General features: G+C 73.0%; 14 protein-coding genes. 7 read left to right on the forward strand and 7 right to left on the reverse strand.

Annotated features, from left to right (window positions below):
- Nucleotides 1-39: 39 nt before the first annotated feature.
- Nucleotides 40-1,683, reverse strand: a complete 1,644-nt coding sequence (locus tag ACZ7RU_RS20085; RefSeq protein WP_470342279.1) for an outer membrane protein assembly factor BamB family protein — start codon at nucleotides 1,681-1,683, stop codon at nucleotides 40-42.
- 470 nt (nucleotides 1,684-2,153) lie between these two features.
- Between ACZ7RU_RS20085 and ACZ7RU_RS20090 the strand changes: the two genes are divergently transcribed.
- The 3 genes from ACZ7RU_RS20090 (at nucleotide 2,154) to ACZ7RU_RS20100 (ending at nucleotide 7,265) form a co-directional block, all read left to right on the forward strand.
- Nucleotides 2,154-3,332, forward strand: a complete 1,179-nt coding sequence (locus ACZ7RU_RS20090; RefSeq protein WP_470342280.1) for an ROK family transcriptional regulator — start codon at nucleotides 2,154-2,156, stop codon at nucleotides 3,330-3,332.
- Between the two features lie 290 nt (nucleotides 3,333-3,622).
- Nucleotides 3,623-5,530: a 1-deoxy-D-xylulose-5-phosphate synthase gene (gene dxs, locus ACZ7RU_RS20095; RefSeq protein ID WP_470342281.1), complete on the forward strand. Its 1,908-nt coding sequence runs from the start codon at nucleotides 3,623-3,625 to the stop codon at nucleotides 5,528-5,530.
- 208 nt (nucleotides 5,531-5,738) lie between these two features.
- On the forward strand, nucleotides 5,739-7,265 hold the full coding sequence (locus ACZ7RU_RS20100; protein ID WP_470342282.1) for an ArnT family glycosyltransferase: 1,527 nt from the start codon (nucleotides 5,739-5,741) through the stop codon (nucleotides 7,263-7,265).
- Nucleotides 7,266-7,395: 130 nt separating this feature from the next.
- On the opposite strand, the gene ACZ7RU_RS20105 is transcribed toward ACZ7RU_RS20100, so the two are convergent.
- From ACZ7RU_RS20105 to ACZ7RU_RS20125, 5 genes are all read right to left on the reverse strand, one after another.
- Nucleotides 7,396-9,543, reverse strand: coding sequence for a 3-hydroxyacyl-CoA dehydrogenase NAD-binding domain-containing protein (locus tag ACZ7RU_RS20105; protein ID WP_470342283.1), 2,148 nt, complete (start codon nucleotides 9,541-9,543; stop codon nucleotides 7,396-7,398).
- A 2-nt stretch (nucleotides 9,544-9,545) separates the two neighbouring features.
- Nucleotides 9,546-10,763: a thiolase family protein gene (locus ACZ7RU_RS20110; protein ID WP_387757939.1), complete on the reverse strand. Its 1,218-nt coding sequence runs from the start codon at nucleotides 10,761-10,763 to the stop codon at nucleotides 9,546-9,548.
- A 287-nt stretch (nucleotides 10,764-11,050) separates the two neighbouring features.
- Nucleotides 11,051-12,298 (reverse strand): ribonuclease D, encoded by a 1,248-nt coding sequence (locus ACZ7RU_RS20115; RefSeq protein WP_470342284.1) that lies wholly within the window; start codon nucleotides 12,296-12,298, stop codon nucleotides 11,051-11,053.
- A 179-nt stretch (nucleotides 12,299-12,477) separates the two neighbouring features.
- The gene (locus ACZ7RU_RS20120; protein ID WP_030288221.1) at nucleotides 12,478-13,194 is read right to left on the reverse strand and encodes a response regulator transcription factor; all 717 of its coding nucleotides are present in this window, start codon (nucleotides 13,192-13,194) and stop codon (nucleotides 12,478-12,480) included.
- Between the two features lie 342 nt (nucleotides 13,195-13,536).
- The gene (locus ACZ7RU_RS20125) at nucleotides 13,537-14,199 is read right to left on the reverse strand and encodes a DUF3000 domain-containing protein (protein WP_470342285.1); all 663 of its coding nucleotides are present in this window, start codon (nucleotides 14,197-14,199) and stop codon (nucleotides 13,537-13,539) included.
- A gap of 236 nt (nucleotides 14,200-14,435) precedes the next feature.
- Between ACZ7RU_RS20125 and hemE the strand changes: the two genes are divergently transcribed.
- The gene (gene hemE / locus ACZ7RU_RS20130) at nucleotides 14,436-15,449 is read left to right on the forward strand and encodes a uroporphyrinogen decarboxylase (RefSeq protein ID WP_470342442.1); all 1,014 of its coding nucleotides are present in this window, start codon (nucleotides 14,436-14,438) and stop codon (nucleotides 15,447-15,449) included.
- Between the two features lie 36 nt (nucleotides 15,450-15,485).
- On the opposite strand, the gene ACZ7RU_RS20135 is transcribed toward hemE, so the two are convergent.
- Nucleotides 15,486-15,926 carry a 2-thiouracil desulfurase family protein gene (locus ACZ7RU_RS20135; RefSeq protein ID WP_470342286.1) on the reverse strand — a complete coding sequence of 147 codons (441 nt, stop codon included), beginning with the start codon at nucleotides 15,924-15,926 and terminating at the stop codon, nucleotides 15,486-15,488.
- Here ACZ7RU_RS20135 and ACZ7RU_RS20140 point away from each other — a divergent pair.
- Genes ACZ7RU_RS20140 through hemQ form a run of 3 tightly spaced genes read left to right on the forward strand, consistent with a single transcriptional unit; the run spans nucleotide 15,925 to nucleotide 18,431 of the window.
- Nucleotides 15,925-16,257, forward strand: a complete 333-nt coding sequence (locus tag ACZ7RU_RS20140; protein WP_470342287.1) for a hypothetical protein — start codon at nucleotides 15,925-15,927, stop codon at nucleotides 16,255-16,257. The two genes, ACZ7RU_RS20135 and ACZ7RU_RS20140, sit on opposite strands and share 2 nt — an antisense overlap.
- Before the next feature lie 21 nt (nucleotides 16,258-16,278).
- Nucleotides 16,279-17,709 (forward strand): protoporphyrinogen oxidase, encoded by a 1,431-nt coding sequence (gene hemG / locus ACZ7RU_RS20145; protein ID WP_470342288.1) that lies wholly within the window; start codon nucleotides 16,279-16,281, stop codon nucleotides 17,707-17,709.
- A complete protein-coding gene (gene hemQ, locus ACZ7RU_RS20150; RefSeq protein ID WP_470342289.1) occupies nucleotides 17,706-18,431 on the forward strand; it encodes a hydrogen peroxide-dependent heme synthase in 726 nt (241 codons plus the stop codon). The genes hemG and hemQ overlap by 4 nt, the downstream gene beginning before the upstream one ends.
- The last annotated feature ends 12 nt before the right edge of the window (nucleotides 18,432-18,443 follow it).

Genomic DNA, 18,443 nt, shown 5'->3' on the forward strand with positions numbered 1-18,443 from the left:
GCCGTGTCGGTTCACGACGGGGGGTTCACGCCCCCGGCGTCACTTCTTCCACTTGGTCAGCGGACCGTCGCTGGCGCTGTAGCGGCGGAACGCGTAGACCGCGGCGCCGTCGTCCGAGATCAGGTACTCGGTGCTGCTGCTGCCGATGCTCATGCTGCTCGGCATGGCCAGGGTGCCCAGGTCGGACAGCGAGCCGTCGGTCGGCGAGAGCGTCACCAGCCGGGCCGGCTTGCCGTAGCCCTGGTCGACGATCGCGCGGACCTTGCCGTCCTTGTCGGTCCCGGCCACCAGGCGCATGTCGTTGCTGGCCGAACCGGAGTTGGCCGCCCACAGCCGCTTGCCGGTGTTCAGGTCGTAGGCGTTGATGCCCGACTTGCTGCCGCTGACCTGGACGTACAGCGTGGTGCCGCTGACCACGTTGCGGGTGACGGCCTCGTCCTGGCCGGAGAGCCGCAGGCTGTCCGAACCGGGCTCCTTGACGGACATCTGGTTGCCCGGCTTGTTGTCCTTGTCGAACGGCAGGACGTAGTCGCCCTGCGGACCGTTGGTCATCAGCAGCACCAGCGGCTTGTCCTGGACGACCGCGTCGACCTCCTCGATGCTGCCGGTGAGGGTGATCGGGGTGCTGGCCGGCTTGCCGGTCTCGGCGTTGACGATCACCAGCTGCGACTTCGGGCCGCTGGTGCCGTAGCAGCGGTCACTGACCGCGATCTGGGTGCCGGCCGCCTTGGCGCGCAGGATGCAGTCCTTGTCGCGGGGCTGGTACTGCCAGGCCGGCTGGCCGTTGGCGATGCTCAGGGCGCCGACCATGTTGCCGCCGACGGCGACCACGTTCTCGGTGACGCTGAGGGTCGGCGAGGACATCCGGTCGGCCGAGACCTTGACGCTCCAGAGCAGCTTGCCCTGCGCCAGGTCGACGGCGCCGACGGTGGAGCAGTCGCTGTCACCGGTGTTGAAGGAGACGGCGGCGATGCCCTTGGAGTTGGCGCCGTACGAGGCGGTGCACATCTCCTTGCTGCCGGCCGGGACGGGGATGGTCCAGGCCTCCTTGCCGTCGGTCAGGTTGTAGGCCTTGATGCCGGAACTGTCGGCACGCACGGCGAGCTTGTCGGTACCCCAGACGCCGAGCAGCTGGCTGGAGCTGTCCGAGGTGGCCGGCTTGGGGGCGCTCCAGGCGACGGTGAAGGTGCCGCCCTTGGTGCCGGGGCCGGGGCCGCCGCTGGTCCCGCCGTTGTCGGTGCCGCCGCTGGCGACCGGGCCCGGGCCCGGATCGGGCTTGGGGTCGGGGTCCTTGAGCAGGACGACCAGGGCGATCACGATCGCGATCGCCAGCACGCCGCCGATGATCCCGCCCCACAGCATCACGGGGTTGCGCTGCTTGGGCGCGACGGGCGCGACCGGGTAGCTGTAACCCGGCTGCTGCTGGTAGTTGTAGCCGCCGGTGTTGTAGCCCTGCCCGGCGTCCGGGGCGCCGTACGGGGCACCGGGGACCGGGTCGTACGGGCCGACCGGCGCGGCGCCGGTCGGCGGGGCCTGGGTGGGGAACCCGGTCGCGGTCGGCGCGTACGCCGCGTACTCCGGGCTGCCGACGGGCGGCTGCGCGGGTGGTGCCGGCGGCTGGGCGGGCGGCGGGCCCGCGGGTGCGGCCGGGCCCGGCACGGCCGCACCGTCGAGCTGCGTCATCTGGTCCGCGACGGCGGCCGGATCGACACCACCGCCCGGCGGGCGCCCGAACGAGACGCCCCGGTTGTCCTGCGGACCGCTGCCGGGCGTTTCGCCTGCCCCCGGCGTAGGGTGATCCCCTGCCATCTGATTCCCCGTCATGTCTGGAAGCGTCCCCCTGTCGGTGCCGTCCGGCTCCGATGGGACGGGTGAGAATTGGGCACCATGGTAGTGGTGTGCGGATTTGGGCCGCCGCCAGGACCGCGGATCGCCGTCCGCGCAGGTCCAGGCCGTGCAACACCTTCACCCCCCGATCACCGCGCCCCCACGCCCGCGCCCCGCGCCACGGTCCGCGCCGGTGGTCCGCCGTCCGCGCTCCCCCGTGCGCCCGCCGGCTCCGGCCGGGGCCCCCGTCCGGGCCCCCGGGCCGTACCCTTCAGGAGTTGAAGGGGACGCCCGGCGGAGGGGTCCCCGCCGTGGGAGGGTGGATCATGTCGACGGACACACCGGGCTCGCAGTCCTCGCTGCACCGGGCGAACCTGGAACGGGTGCTCCGCGCGGTGCGGACGGCCGGCTCGCTGACCCAGGCCGAGATCGCCCGCAGCACCGGCCTGTCCGCGGCCACCGTCTCCAACATCGTGCGGGAGTTGAAGGAGGGCGGCACCGTCGTGGTCGCCGACACCTCCTCCGGCGGCCGCCGCGCCCGCAGCGTCTCGCTCAGCGGGGACGCCGGCATCGTGGTCGGCATCGACTTCGGCCACACCCACCTGCGCGTCGCGGTCGGCAACCTGGCCCACCGGGTGCTGGCCGAGGAGAGCGCCCCGATCGACGTCGACGTCTCCGCCCAGCAGGGCTTCGACCGCGCCGAGGCGATGGTGGAGCGGCTGCTGGCGCAGGCCGGGTTCCGCCCCGACAAGGTGATCGGCGTCGGCCTCGGCGTGCCCGGCCCGATCGACGTGGAGACCGGCGCGCTCGGCTCCACCGCGATCCTGCCCGGCTGGACGGGCATCGCCCCGGGCCGGGAGCTGGCCGAGCGGCTCGGCATGCCGGTGCACGTGGACAACGACGCCAACCTGGGCGCGCTCGGCGAGCTGGTCTGGGGCGCGGGCCGCGGGCTGAGCGACCTCGCCTACATCAAGGTCGCCAGCGGGGTCGGCGCCGGGCTGGTGGTGAACGGCCAGATCTACCGCGGCCCGGGCGGCACCGCGGGTGAGATCGGGCACATCACCCTGGACGAGGCCGGGCCGGTCTGCCGCTGCGGCAACCGCGGCTGCCTGGAGACCTTCGTCGGCTCCCGCTACCTGCTCTCGCTGCTCGTCTCCACCCTCGGCCCGGACCTCAGCCTGCCCCGGGTGGTCGAGCTGGCCCACCAGGGCGACCTCGGCTGCCGCCGGGTGATCGCCGACGCGGGCCGGCAGATCGGCACCGGCGTCGCCACCCTGTGCAACCTGCTCAACCCCCGCCGGGTGATCCTCGGCGGGGACCTCGCCGAGGCCGGTGAGCTGGTGCTCGCCCCGATCCGGGACTCGGTGGCCCGCTACGCGATCCCGAGCGCCGCCCGGCAGCTCTCGGTCGTCCCCGGCACCCTCGGCGGCCGGGCCGAGGTGCTCGGCGCGCTGGCCCTGGTGATGAGCGAGATGGGGGAGTCCGGCGCGCTGGGCCGCGCCTGAGGCCGGTGGCCGCGGGCACGGCCGCCCCGGGTCGCTTTCGAACAGCCGCACCGACCGCATCGGCGCGCCCGAACGTCCGTACGTCAATCCGGCCTGACCCGCCTCCCCCGCCCGACCTCCCGGAATGGCGGTGGCCGAACCGTGGCACCGGGCGCGCCGCTCGGTGTCCGGCAGGCGGACATTAGACTCGACCGGTCGGCACCGGCCGGGACCGTCGGCCTGCCGCCGGACCGGGCAGCGACGCCCGCCGGACCGTCCGTGGTCCGCGAACACTGAACGAGGAGGAACGGGTGGCCCTGCTGACCCGCATTCGGGGACCGCGCGATCTCGACCGGCTCACGCCCGGCCAGCTGGCCGCACTGGCCCAGGAGATCCGGACCTTCCTGGTGACCGAGGTCTCCAAGACGGGCGGACACCTCGGCCCCAACCTCGGCGTGGTGGAGCTCACCATCGCGCTGCACCGGGTCTTCGACTCGCCGCGCGACCGCATCCTCTTCGACACCGGCCACCAGAGCTACGTCCACAAGCTGCTCACCGGCCGCCAGGACTTCTCCCGGCTGCGGATGAAGGGCGGCCTGTCCGGCTACCCGTCCCGCACCGAGTCCGAGCACGACGTGATCGAGAACTCGCACGCCTCCACCGTGCTCTCGTACGCCGACGGCCTGGCCAAGGCCAACCAGCTGCTGGGCAAGAGCGACCCGGTCGTCGCGGTGATCGGCGACGGCGCGCTCACCGGCGGCATGGCCTGGGAGGCGCTCAACAACATCGCCGACGCCAAGGACCGCCCGCTCGTCATCGTCGTCAACGACAACGAACGCTCGTACTCGCCGACCATCGGCGGCCTGGCCAACCACCTCGCCACCCTGCGCACCACCCAGGGCTACGAGCGCTTCCTGTCCTGGGGCAAGGAGGCGCTCCAGCGCACCCCGGTGGTCGGCCAGCAGCTGTTCGAGACGCTGCACGGCGCCAAGAAGGGCCTCAAGGACTTCATCGCCCCGCAGGGCATGTTCGAGGACCTCGGCCTCAAGTACATCGGCCCGATCGACGGCCACGACCTGACCGCGCTGGAGTCCGCGCTGACCAAGGCGCGCGGCTTCGGCGGCCCGGTGATCGTGCACTGCCTCACCGAGAAGGGCCGCGGCTACCACGCCGCCGAGAACAACGACGAGGACCGCTTCCACGCGGTCGGCAAGATCCACCCGGAGACCGGCCTGCCGATCCAGAGCGGCGGAGGGCAGAGCTGGACCTCGGTCTTCGCCGAGGAGATGGTCGCGCTCGGCCACGAGCGCGAGGACATCGTCGGCATCACCGCCGCCATGCTCCACCCGGTGGGCCTGGCCCCGTTCGCCGAGGCCTTCCCGGACCGCATCTTCGACGTCGGCATCGCCGAGCAGCACGCCGTCACCAGCGCCGCCGGCCTGGCCACCAACGGCCTGCACCCGGTGTTCGCGGTCTACGCGACCTTCCTGAACCGGGCCTTCGACCAGGTCCTGATGGACGTCGCCCTGCACAAGCTGGGCGTCACCTTCGTGCTGGACCGGGCCGGGGTCACCGGCGACGACGGCGCCTCGCACAACGGCATGTGGGACATGTCGATGCTGCAGATCATCCCGACCCTGCGGCTGGCCGCCCCGCGCGATGCCGAGCAGGTCCGCGCGCTGCTGCGCGAGGCCGTCGAGGTCAAGGACGCCCCGACCGTGGTCCGCTACTCGAAGGGCACGGTCGGCCCGGCCGTTTCCGCGGTCGGCCGGATCGGCGGCATGGACGTGCTGCGCGCCGCCGAGGAGCCCTCCGGCGCCCACCGCGCCGACGTGCTGATCGTCTCGGTCGGCGCGATGGCCCCCACCAGCCTGGAGGTCGCCGACCTGCTGGCCGCCCAGGGCGTCACCGCCACCGTGGTGGACCCGCGCTGGGTCAAGCCGGTGGACCCGGCCCTTCCGGGCCTGGCCGCCGAGCACCGGGTGGTCGTCACGATCGAGGACAACGGCCGGGTTGGCGGCGTCGGCGCGGCCGTGGCGCAGGCGCTGCGGGACGCGGACGTGGACCTCCCGGTGCGCGACTTCGGCATCCCGCAGGAGTTCCTGGACCACGCCAGCCGGGCCGAGATCCTGGCCGAGATCGGCCTGAACGGCCCGGACATCGCCCGGAAGGTGGCGGCGCTGGTGGCCAAGCTGGACGCGGCGCCGGTCGAGGCCTGACGAATGAAGCGGACGGAAGCGCCGGTGGAAGGGCTGCGCCGGGCCCGGCGGACGGACCGGCGGTCCGTTCGTGTCGGACCGGTCACCCGTTTCGCCGCCGACTGTTCGTCGTAACTTCGTAACAGTTCGTCACGAAACAAGCTGACAATCGCACTGAAAGGCGGGACCGGCGCCACCGGCGCCGATCCCGCCCGGTAGGTTGTCACCCGTGCCGACCCCCACCCGCCTCCGCCTCACCGGACTGGCCGAGCGCCTGCCCGAGCGCGTCCGTACCCGTGTACTCACCGGGTACTGGACCAGGCTGGTGCCGGTGCTCGCCCTGGTCGCGCTGCTCACCCACATCCCCTCCTTCGCCCGGCCCGTCTGGAGCCCGGACGAGGGCTTCCTGGCCACCCAGGCCCGGATGCTGGCGGACGGCGGGGTGCTGTACGACACCGTGGTGGACCGCAAGCCGCCGCTGCTGCCCTGGCTCTACCAGGCCTGCTTCGCGGTCTTCGGCTCCGCCTCGCTCTGGCCGCTGCGCACCCTGGCGGTGGTGGCCCACCTGGTCACCGCGATCCTGCTGGCCTCGATCGCCCGCGGGCGCTGGGGCAACCGGGCCGGGGCCGGGGCCGGCCTGCTCTACCTGCTGGTCTCCATCGGGCTCTCCCCGGAGGACACCCAGGCGGCGACCTTCGAGGTCTTCATGCTGCCCGCCATGGTGGCCGCCTTCCGGTACGCCGAACGGCGCCGCTGGCTGGCCGCGGGCATCGCGGTCGCCCTGTGCTCACTGACCAAGCAGACCGGCGGCGCGGTGCTGCTGCCGGTGCTCTGGATGCTCTTCCAGGACGCCCGCCGGCGCGGGGTGCGCTGGCCGCCCGCGCTGTTCAAGATCGGGTTCGGCTTCATCCTGCCGATAGCGCTGGTCGCGGTGATCCTCACCAAGCCCAAGGGCTTCCTCTTCTGGGTGGTCACCGGCAGCGGCGACTACGCCTCCTTCGGCGGCGCCTGGCTCCAGATGGTCGGCCGGGCGCTCGGCAACTCGGCCATCCTGGCCGGGGCCGGCCTGGGCTTCCTGCTCCCGGTCGGGCGCCGGCTCTGGCTCAAGCGCCGCCACCGCCCGCTGCCGGTGGCCGGCGAGGAGCACGGCTCGACCACCGACCTGTGGGTCTGGCTGCTCTCCTCGGTCGTCGCCGTCAGCGTGGGCTTCCACTTCTTCGGCCACTACTACCTCCAGCTGATGCCGCCGCTGGTGCTGCTGGGCACCGGGGCGGTCGCCACCTCGGCGGTCCGCTGGAAGCCTGTCCTGGTGTACACCACGGCCGCCGCGACGGTGTTCTGGGGCCTGGCGCTGGCCTGGCCGGGCGAGCGGCTCAACCGCACCACCGAGGTCGCCACCGCCATCGCCGCCCAGACCACCCCCAAGGACACCCTGCTGGTCTGGGGCATGCACCCCGAGCTGTACTGGCTGGCCGACCGCAAACCCGCCACCCGCTACCTGACGGCCGGCTTCCTCACCAACTACAGCGGCGGCAAGGACGGCAACCAGAACGTCGGCGAGCAGTTCAGCGTCGCCAACGCCTGGCAGACCTTCGACAAGGAGCTGGCCAACGGCCTGCCCGAGGTCGTGGTCGACGACTCCGGCATCGCCCCGTACCAGCCGGTCATGGTCCCGCGGATCGAGAACCTGCTGGACACCCACTACGAGATGGTCGGCGTCTTCGCCGACACCGTGGTCTACCGCCTCAAGCACTGAGACCGCCGTCCACGGGAAGTTCCGTCGACGACTCCGTACACGCGACGTCCGACGGTGACCCCGTACACAGGGAGGAGCCCCGGCGACCATGCGGTCACCGGGGCTCCTCCGTGTACGGGCCGGGTGTGCCTTACGCGGGCACCGAGGCCACGCCGGGGGCGAGGAAGCGCTTGCCGTTCACCCGCTCCGAGACGCCCTCACGGTCCAGGTACGGGGTGATCCCGCCCAGGTGGAAGGGCCAGCCGGCACCGGTGATCATGCAGAGGTCGATGTCCTGCGCCTCGGCGACGACACCCTCCTCCAGCATCAGGCCGATCTCCTGCGCCACGGCGTCCAGGGCGCGGGCGCGGACCTGCTCCTCGGTGAGCACCGAGTCGCCGAAGGTCAGCAGCTCCAGTACCTCGGGGTCGAGGACCTGCTGGCCGTCCGTCCAGGTGTAGAAGCCGCGCTTGCCGGCCTTGACCACCTTGGCGAGGTTCTCGGAGACGGTGAACCGCTCCGGGAAGGCGCCGTGCAGGGTCTCCGAGACGTGCAGGGCGATGGCCGGGCCGACCAGCTCCAGCAGCACGATCGGGGACATCGGCAGGCCGAGCGGCTCGACGGCCTTCTCGACGTCGGCGATCGGGGTGCCCTCGTCGATGATGCCCTGGATCTCGCCCATGAAGCGGGTCAGGATCCGGTTCACCACGAACGCCGGGCGGTCCTTGCAGAGGACCGAGGTCTTCTTCAGCTTCTTCGACACCGCGAAGGCGGTGGCCAGCGAGGCGTCGTCGGTCGCGTCGCCGCGGACGATCTCCAGCAGCGGCAGGATCGCGACCGGGTTGAAGAAGTGGAAGCCGACGACCCGCTCGGGGTGCTTCAGCTTCGAGGCCATCTCACTGACCGACAGCGAGGAGGTGTTGGTCGCCAGCACACAGGTCGGCGAGACCACGTTCTCCAGGTCCGCGAAGACGGCCTGCTTGACGCCCATCTCCTCGAACACGGCCTCGATGACGAAGTCCGCGTCGCCGAAGGCGGCGGCCTTGTCCAGCGAGCCGGAGACCAGGCCCTTGAGGCGGTTGGCCTTGTCCTGGCCGATCCGGCCCTTGCCGAGCAGCTTGTCGATCTCGGCGTGGACGTAGCCGACGCCCTTGTCGACGCGCTCCTGGTCGATGTCGGTGAGGACCACCGGCACCTCCAGACGGCGGGCGAACAGCAGTGCCAGCTGGGAGGCCATCAGGCCGGCGCCGACGACGCCGACCTTGGTGACCGGGCGGGCCAGCGACTTGTCCGGCGCGCCGACCGGGCGCTTGGCCCGGCGCTGCACCAGGTTGAAGGCGTAGATGCCGCTGCGCAGCTCGCCGCTCATGATGAGGTCGGCCAGGGCCGCGTCCTCGGCGTCGAAGCCGGCCTGCAGACTGGCCTTGTCCGCGAGGTCGAAGTCCTTGGCGGCGGCGATGATGTCCAGCGCCTTGTAGGCGGCCGGGGCGGCGCCGTGCACCTTGCCGTCGGCGACCATGCGGCCCCAGAGGACGGCGTCGTCCCAGGCCTTGCCACGGTCGATCGCCTCGCGCTCGACGACGTGGTCGCCCTTGAGGACCTTGGCGGCCCACAGCAGCGACTGCTCCAGGAAGTCGGCCGGCTCGAAGATCGCGTCGGCGATCCCCAGCTCGAACACGTCCTTGCCCTTGAGCTGCTTGTTCTGGTTCATCGAGTTCTCGATGATGACCTTGACGGCCTTACCGGCACCGATCAGGTTCGGCAGGATGGTGCAGCCGCCCCAGCCGGGGACGAGGCCGAGGAAGACCTCCGGCAGCGAGAACGCCGGGACGCCCGCCGACACCGTGCGGTAGTCGCAGTGCAGGCCGACCTCGACGCCGCCGCCCATCGCCGCGCCGTTGTAGAAGGCGAAGGTGGGGACGGGCAGCGCGGCGATCCGCTTGAAGACCTCGTGGCCGCCCTTGCCGATGGCCAGCGCGTCCGCGTGCTGCTGGAGCAGCTCGACGCCCTTGAGGTCGGCGCCGACCGCGAAGATGAACGGCTTGCCGGTGATCGCCGCACCGACGATCCTGCCCTCGGCGGCCTCGGCCTCGACCTGGTCCAGCGCCTCGTCCAGCTTGAGCAGCGAGCCCGGGCCGAAGGTGGTCGGCTTGGTGTGGTCGAAGCCGTTGTCCAGGGTGATCAGCGCCAGCTTGCCGGCCTGCAGCGGCAGGTCCAGGTGGCGGACGTGCGCGGTCGTGACGACCTCGCCCGGGAACAGCTCGGCGCCGCGCTGGAGCAGCTCAGTGGTGTTGCTCATCGTCACTTACCACCCTCGAAGTGGGGGTTCTCCCAGATGATGGTGCCGCCCATGCCGAAGCCGATGCACATCGTGGTGAGGCCGTAGCGGACGTCCGGGCGCTGCTCGAAGCGGCGGGCCAGCTGGTTCATCAGGCGCACGCCGGAGGAGGCCAGCGGGTGGCCGAAGGCGATCGCGCCGCCGTACGGGTTGACCCGCTCGTCGTCGTCCGCGATGCCGTAGTGGTCGAGGAAGGCCAGGACCTGGACGGCGAAGGCCTCGTTGACCTCGAACGCGCCGATGTCGTCGATGGTCAGACCGGCCTTGGCCAGCGCCTTCTCGGTGGCCGGCACCGGGCCGATGCCCATGACCTCGGGCTCGACGCCCGCGAAGGCGAAGGAGACCAGGCGCATCTTGACCGGGAGGCCGAGCTCCTCGGCGACGTCCTCGGCCGCCAGCAGCGAGGCGGTGGCACCGTCGTTCAGACCGGCCGAGTTGCCCGCGGTGATGTTGCCGTGCGGGCGGAACGGGGTCTTGAGGCCCGCCAGGCTCTCCATCGTGGTGCCCGGGCGCAGCGGCTCGTCCACGGTGGCCAGGCCCCAGCCGGTCTCGCCGACCTCGGGGTTGGTGTTGCGGATCGAGATCGGCACCAGGTCGGGCTGGATGTCGCCGTTGGCGTACGCCTTGGCGGCCTTCTCCTGCGAGCGCACGGCGTAGGCGTCGCAGCGCTCCTTGGTCAGGTGCGGGAAACGGTCGTGCAGGTTCTCCGCGGTCATGCCCATGAACAGGGCGGACTCGTCGACCAGCTTCTCGGAGACGAAGCGCGGGTTCGGGTCGACGCCCTCGCCCATCGGGTGGCGGCCCATGTGCTCGACGCCGCCGGCCACGACCACGTCGTACGCGCCGAAGGCGATGCCGCCGGCGGTGGTGGTCACGGCGGTCAGCGCGCCGGCGCACATGCGGTCGATCGCGTAGCCGGGGACGGACTTCGGCAGGCCGGACAGCAGGGCGGCGGTGCGCCCGATGGTCAGACCCTGGTCGCCGATCTGCGTGGTGGCCGCGACGGCGACCTCGTCGATGCGCTCGACGGGCAGGTTCGGGTTACGGCGCACGAGCTCCCGGATGCACTTGACGACCAGGTCGTCGGCGCGCGTCTCGTGGTAGATGCCCTTCGGGCCGGCCTTGCCGAACGGGGTGCGGACGCCATCGACGAAGACGACGTCCCTCGCGGTACGAGGCACGGGGGCTCTCCTCCCAGGGACCAACATTTGAGGTGGGCGGACTGCCGCCGTCGAAGACCCGAGCGGCGCCGCATCACGGCCATGCTACCCGTCGGTAACCAACCTGCCCAGGCCCCTCGGAGTGATCTGACCATGTGTCCCCGGACACGTTCCCGCCCCGTCCCACCAGCAGTGCCGTTCCCGGGGACGGCGAAGGGGATGTCGCCCGTACGGACGACATCCCCTTCATCGTGTTGCCGGTCGGCCCGGACCGCGGTCGGCCCCGCGCCGCGACCGGACCCGGGCGATCAGTCCTGGGTCGCGGCCGCGGCCGCGGCGAACGCTGCGGCCATCGCGGGTGCCACCAGGTCCACCTGCCACTGCCGGGCGCCGAGCCCGCGCAGTGCGGCGGCCACGCCCTCCGGGCCCGGGTCGGCCGGTGGCTGCCAGGAGACCCGCCGGACCAGGTCCGGGGTGATCAGGTTCTCGGCCGGCAGGCGGTACCGCTCGGCCAGCTCGCTGATCGCGCTGCGCGCGCCGGAGAGCCGGGCGGCGGCCACCGGGTCCTTCTCGGCCCAGGCCCGCGGCGGCGGCGGTCCGTCGTGCGGCGCGGCGGCTGGCGGCAGCTGGTTCTCCGGGATCTCCCGGGCGCGCTGCACGGCCGCCAGCCACTGCTCCAGCTGGCGCCGGTGCACCCGCGGGCCGAAACCCTGGACGGCCTGGAGGGCGGCGATGTTCAGCGGCATGGCCAGCGCGGCGTTCACGATCGCGGCGTCCGTGAGCACCCGGCCGGGGGAGACGTCGCGGTCCTGCGCCATCCGGTCGCGGGCGAGCCACAGCTCGCGCACCACGGCCAGCTGACGGCGGCGGCGGATCTTGTGCAGCTGCGAGGTCCGGCGCCACGGGTCGGTGCGCGGGGCCGGGCGGGGCGCGGCGGCGATCGAGGCGAACTCCTCCAGCGCCCAGCCGAGCTTGCCCTGGGCGTCCAGCTCCTGTTCGAGTGCGTCGCGCAGCTCGACCAGCACCTCGACGTCCAGAGCGGCGTAGCGCAGCCACGGCTCGGGCAGCGGGCGGGTGGACCAGTCGACCGCGGAGTGCTCCTTGGCCAGGCTCAGGCCGAGCACGTTCTCGGTCATCGGCCCGAGGCCGACCCGGGCGAAGCCGGCGATCCGCCCGGCCAGCTCGGTGTCGAACAGCTGCCGGGGTCTCATGCCGACCTCGGCCAGACAGGGCAGGTCCTGGGAGGCCGCGTGGACCACCCATTCGGCGTCCTCGACGGCCTTGCCGAGGGCGCTGAGGTCCGGGCAGGCGATCGGGTCGATCAGGGCGGAGCCGGAACCCGCGCGGCGCAACTGGATGAGGTAGGCGCGCTGCCCGTAGCGGTAGCCGGAGGCCCGTTCGGCATCGACGGCCACCGGTCCGGTGCCCGCGGCGAAGGCCGCGACGACATCGGCCAGCGCCTGCTCGTCCGCCACGACGGGCGGGATCCCCTCCCTCGGCTCGAGGAGCGGGACCGGGGCTGCTTCTTCTGGGATGGCTGCTACGGCGTCGGTCACCCCCCAAGGGTACGACGGTCCTCGCGGCCGGGAGTGTTGTCGGACTGGTCAGACTGCCACTCGACCGGGGGAACGCCCGCCCGCCCCGGGGGCGGGCGGGCGTGTCGCGGGGACAGCACTGCGGCGGCCGAGGAGGAAACGTTCCTCCTCGGCCGCCGCAGCGGTCCGGAGCGTCCGGCTCAGTGAATGATGCCGGTGCGCAGCGCGACCGCGACCATGCCGGCGCGGTCGCCGGTGCCCAGCTTGCGGGCGATCCGGGCGAGGTGGCTCTTCACGGTGAGTGCCGACAGGCCCATCGCCACGCCGATCGCCTTGTTGGACTGCCCTTCGGCGACCAGCCGCAGCACCTCGACCTCGCGGCCGGAGAGCTCGCGGTAGGCGGCCTGTTGCGGGCCCGGCGCTCCGGGGGCTCCGGGGGCGCCCGGCGCACCGGCCGCGCCCGGCATGCCCGGCATCCCGGGGCGGCGCATCCGGCCGGCCAGCCCGGCGGCGCCGAGCGGCAGGCCCGGGCGGCCCGGCATCGCGACGTTCGTCCGGGTGCCGGTCACCACGTATCCCTTGACGCCGCCGGCCAGCGCGCTGCGGACCGCGCCGATGTCGTCGGCGGCGGAGAGTGCCAGGCCGTTGGGCCAGCCCGCGGCGCGGGTCTCGGCGAGGATGGTCAACCCGGAACCGTCCGGGAGGTGGACGTCGGCGACACAGATGTCACGAGGGGTGGAGACCCGGGGGCGGGCCTCGGCGATCGAGGAAACCTCGATCACGTCCCGGACACCGAGTGCCCACAGGTGGCGGGTGACGGTGTTTCGGACGCGGGGATCGGCGATGACCACCATGGCGGTGGGCTTGGTCGGCCGGTAGGCGACCACGTTTGCGGGGTGCTCAAGAAGGACCGACACCAGGCCTCCTGCGGGGAGTGGCGGACGGAACCCCGATGGGGGCGGTCGGAGTGTTCCGCGTTCGGAAAGGGTCACAGTCTGCTTCGGCAGCAACCGTGCCCGGCTTTAGCGAAAGATCACGATCTAGTGAGTAACAATACGGACAAATCGCGCAAATGATTGATGCGACATGCCCGGTATTCGCACAAAATCGATCAGATTCGATGCCAATCGGTCGGTATCGGCCGATGAATTGACGCAGAGCGGGGTCCGAAGTCACACTCCGTCAGCCGCGGGAGTGCCCCGTCAGCCCTGGGGGTGGCGTCCGGCCCTCCGGGCGCCGTCCGGGCCGCACGCCACCCGTCAGTGCGACCGGGGGCGTCGCCGGGCCGGCATCGGGACCACTCCACCGAGTGAAGGAACCTCGGCGGGCCCCTGCGGGGACGGGGTGGCCGGCGGCAGGCCGGCGCTGATGCACAGCAGGTCCGCCCAGGCCGCCAGGTGCCGCTCGAAGCGGCCGTCGGCCGGGGTCCAGGAGGCCCGGATCTCGATCTCGGTCGAGGACGGGCGGTCCGCCAGACCGCCGAAGTACTGGGACGCGGCCAGGGTCACCGTGCCGGACGGCTCCGCGTACCCGGCGCCGTGCGCCTGGAGGGCGTCCAGCAGCCAGGCCCAGCCGACCTCCGAGAGCATCGGGTCGCCGGCCATCTCCGGCTCCAGCTCGGCCCTGGTCATCGTGACCACCCGGAACTCCCCGTTCCAGGCCTCCTGCCCGGCCGGGTCGTACAGCAGCACCAGCCGGCCGTCCGCCAGCTCCTCGCCGTCCACCTCGACCGAGGCCGTCACCGCGAACGAGTACGGGGCCAGCCGACGCGGGGCGGGCGCGGGGGAGAGCTGCACCTCGGGGCGCAGCCGCGCCCCGTCCAGGGCCGCCACCGCCGCCCGGAACTCGCTCGGCGCCCCCTCGCGACCCGCTCCGCCACCTGCTCCGCCACCCTGTGCGGGGTGCCCTCCGACCGCTGCCATGCCCCGAAGACTAGGTCGAAGCACGGGGTTATCGCCGCAACTTCTCTCCCAGCGGCGTGCCGGAACGGCAAACCCGGACAGATCCTGGAGGAAGCGACGAGACCGGCCGGGAAACCGGGCCCGGCACGCGTGCGAAGATTTGACGCGTGAGCGAGACTACGGCAGACACGACGGCGGCCACCCACGACGGCCCGACCACCCCCGCGCGCCGCGGCGCCGCGCACGACTCCGCGTTCCTGCGCGCCTGCCGGCACGAGCCCGTGCCGCACACCCCGGTGTGGTTCATGCGCCAGGCCGGCCGCTCGCTGCCCGAGTACCTGAAGGTCCGCGAGGGCATCCCCATGCTGGAGTCCTGCATGCGGCCCGAGCTGGTCAAGGAGATCACCCTGCAGCCGGTGCGCCGGCACAAGGTGGACGCGGCGATCTTCTTCAGCGACATCGTGGTGCCGCTCAAGGCCGTCGGCATCGACGTCGACATCAAGCCCGGCATCGGCCCGGTGATCGCCGACCCGATCCGCACCGCCGAGGACCTGAAGCGGCTGCGCCCGCTGGAGCCGGACGACGTCCCCTACATCACCGAGGCCGTCGGCCTGCTGGTGGACGAACTCGGCGAGACCCCGCTGATCGGCTTCGCCGGAGCGCCCTACACGCTGGCCAGCTACCTGGTCGAGGGCGGTCCGTCCAAGAACCACGAGAACACCAAGGCCATGATGTACGGCCGGCCCGAGCTGTGGGCCGCCCTGGTGGACCGGCTCGCGGACATCACCTCGGCCTTCCTCAAGGTGCAGATCGAGGCCGGCGCCTCGGCGGTCCAGCTGTTCGACTCCTGGGTCGGCGCGCTCGCACCGGAGGACTACCGCCGCTCGGTGATGCCGGCCAGCACCAAGGTCTTCGACGCCGTCGCCGGCTACGGCGTGCCGCGGATCCACTTCGGCGTCGGCACCGGCGAGCTGCTCGGCCTGATGGGCGAGGCCGGCGCGGACATCGTCGGCGTCGACTGGCGGGTGCCGCTGAACGTCGCCGCCGAGCGGGTCGGCCCCGGCAAGGGCCTGCAGGGCAACCTCGACCCGGCGGTGCTGTTCGCGCCCACCGAGGTCGTGGAGGCCAAGGCCCGCGAGGTACTGCACGCCGCCCAGGCGCTCGGCACCAGCGGCCACATCTTCAACCTCGGCCACGGCGTGCTGCCGTCCATGGACCCGGACGCGCTCAGCCGCCTCGTCGCCTTCGTCCACGAGGCCAGCGCGCGCTGACCTCCCGGTGACGGGCCCCCGGCTCCGGGGGCCCGGCTACCCGGCCGCGACGTCGATCCCGGCCCGGCGCAGCAGCGCCGCCGTCACCCCGTCGCCGGGGCGCAGCTGCCCGGTGAACGTCCCGTCGTACACCTGCCCGCAGCCGCAGGACGGGCTGCGCGCCATCAGCACCGCCCGCCGCGCCCCCGCCTCCTCGGCGGCGGCCAGCGCCGCCCGGGCGCCGGCCAGGAACTCCTCGGTGCAGTCGGTGCCGGTGGCGTCCACCACCCGGGCCCGCCCGTCCAGCACGTCCGCGCCGTCCCCGCCCACGATCTCCGCCGGCGGCCGCGGCGTCGGCAGCCCGCCCGCCCCCTCCGGGCACACCACCACGGCCCGCCCCTCCCCGACCAGCCGCACCGCGCCGTCGGAGGTCTTCGCCCGCCCGTCGTACCGGCAGGGAATCCCGGCCAGACACGCGCTCACCACGATCGGTTCCATGCGAAGCAGCGTACGGGACACGGCATTTCCACCAGTTCGGGCCCATGGACGAGCTGCCGGAACGGATGTACCCGCCCGTGCGGAGGGCTGGTACGCCGAGGACCTCGGCCACCTGCCCGACGCCCCCAAGCACATCGAGCTGATCGACGGCGCAGCGGTGTTCCGCGGCTGGCCGCAGACGAGCCGGCACAGCCGGGTCGGATCCCGATGGACCGAGACGTCGGACGCGCTCGTGCCGGAACGCGAACGGCGGGTGCCGTTTCCGATCCTGATCGACCTGGACGGCTGGTGTCGAGCGGTGGGCGTGCGGGGGATTGAGGGTTCGGCGTAAGGACCTGCGAGACTGCGGAGCATGTCGGATGCACAGGTCGTCGTCGTCGGTGGTGGGATCGCGGGGCTGGCTGCGGCCGCTTTCCTGAGTGGGGCGGCCGGGGGGCCGGCGCGGGCGCGGGTGACGGTGCTGGAGGCGTCCGGGCGGGTCGGCGGGAAGCTGTGGGGCGGCGAGGTCGGCGGGGTCCGGGTGGACCTCGGGGCCGAGTCGGTGCTGGCCCGGCGGCCGGAGGCGGTGGAGCTGGCGCGGGCGGTCGGCCTCGGCGAGGAGCTGGAGCCGCCGACCACCGCGAAGGCCGCGATCTGGACCCGCGGCGCGCTGCGGCCGCTGCCCGGCGGGCAGGTGATGGGCGTCCCCGGTGACCTGGCGGCGCTGGCCGCCTCCGGGGTGCTGACCGACGAGGGACTGCAGCGGGCCCGGCACGAGCAGGCCACCGAGGTCGGCGAGGACGTCGCGATCGGCCGCTACGTCGCCGACCGGCTGGGCCAGGAGGTGGTGGACCGGCTGGTCGAGCCGCTGCTCGGCGGCGTCTACGCCGGCCGCGCCGACGAGATCTCGCTGCGTGCCGCCGTCCCGCAGCTGCTGTCGATCGCGCGCGGCGGCGGCTCGCTGGTCGAGGGGGTGCACGAGCTGGCCTCCCGGCCGAAGGTGGTCGGCACCCCGGTGTTCCAGGGCCTGCGCGGCGGCCTCGGCACCCTGCCCGGCGCGGTCGCCGCGGCCTGCGTCGAGGCGGGGGTGGAGGTGCGCACCGACGCCCCGGTGGACGAGCTTCGCCGCACCCCCGGCGGCTGGCGGGTGGTGACCGGCGGCGAGGTGCTGCACGCGGACGCCGTGGTGCTGGCCGTCCCGGCGCCCGCCGCGGCCCGGCTGCTGCGTGAGGACGCCCCGGCGGCCGCCGCCGAGCTGGACGCCGTCGAGTACGCGGGCATGGCCCTGGTGACCCTGGCCTTCCGCCGCGCCGACCTGGCCGAACTCCCGAGCGGCAGCGGCTTCCTGGTGCCGCCGGTGGACGGGCGGCGGATCAAGGCCTCGACCTTCTCCTCCAACAAGTGGGGCTGGCTGGAGCGTTCCGCGCCGGACGCGTTCCTGCTGCGCACCTCGCTGGGCCGGTACCGCGAGGAGGAGGCGCTGGGGCTGGCGGACGAGGAGCTGGTGGCCCGCTCGCTGGCGGACCTGGAGGAGGCGGTCGGGCTGACCGCCCGGCCGTACGACACCTTCGTCTCCCGCTTCTCGGCCGGTCTGCCGCAGTACCCGGTGGGGCACCTGGACCGGGTGGCCCGGGTACGGGCGGCGGCCGGGCGGGTGGGCGCGCTGGCGCTGTGCGGCGCCGCGTACGACGGGGTGGGCATCCCGGCGTGCATCGGTTCGGCGGCCGCCGCGGCGGCGGCCGTCGACAGACTGTTGACCCCGGCGACCGGGGAAGGTTCCACGGAGAGGACAATGGGCGCATGACTGAGAGCGTTGAGCGGGAGCCGGAGCAGCGGCCCGAGAAGAAGAAGGCGCGCGACCTGAACCAGGTCATCCGCTACACCATGTGGTCGGTGTTCAAGCTCAGGGGCGCCCTGCCCGAGGACCGCACGGCGCTGGCCGCCGAGGTGGACGAGCTGTTCGCCCAGCTGGACGCCAAGGACGTGACCGTGCGCGGCACGTACGACGTCTCCGGTCTGCGCGCGGACGCCGACATCCTGGTCTGGTGGCACGCCGCCGACTCGGACGACCTCCAGGAGGCGTACAACCGCTTCCGCCGCACCGGCCTGGGCCGGCTGCTGGAGCCGGTCTGGTCGAACATGGCGCTGCACCGCCCGGCCGAGTTCAACAAGTCGCACATCCCGGCCTTCCTGGCCGACGAGCGCCCGCGCGACTACGTCTGCGTGTACCCGTTCGTCCGCTCCTACGAGTGGTACCTGCTGCCGGACGAGGAGCGGCGCGCGATGCTCGCCGAGCACGGCATGATGGCGCGCGGCTACCCGGACGTGCGGGCCAACACGGTGGCCTCGTTCGCGCTCGGCGACTACGAGTGGCTGCTCGCCTTCGAGGCGGACGAGCTGCACCGGATCGTCGACCTGATGCGCGACCTGCGCCCGTCCCGGGCCCGGCTGCACGTCCGCGAGGAGGTGCCGTTCTTCACCGGCCGCCGCAAGCCGGTCGGCGAGCTGCTGAACGGCCTGGTCTGAGCGGCCTGCTCT

This window comes from Kitasatospora sp. NPDC114501 (genome assembly GCF_055633695.1).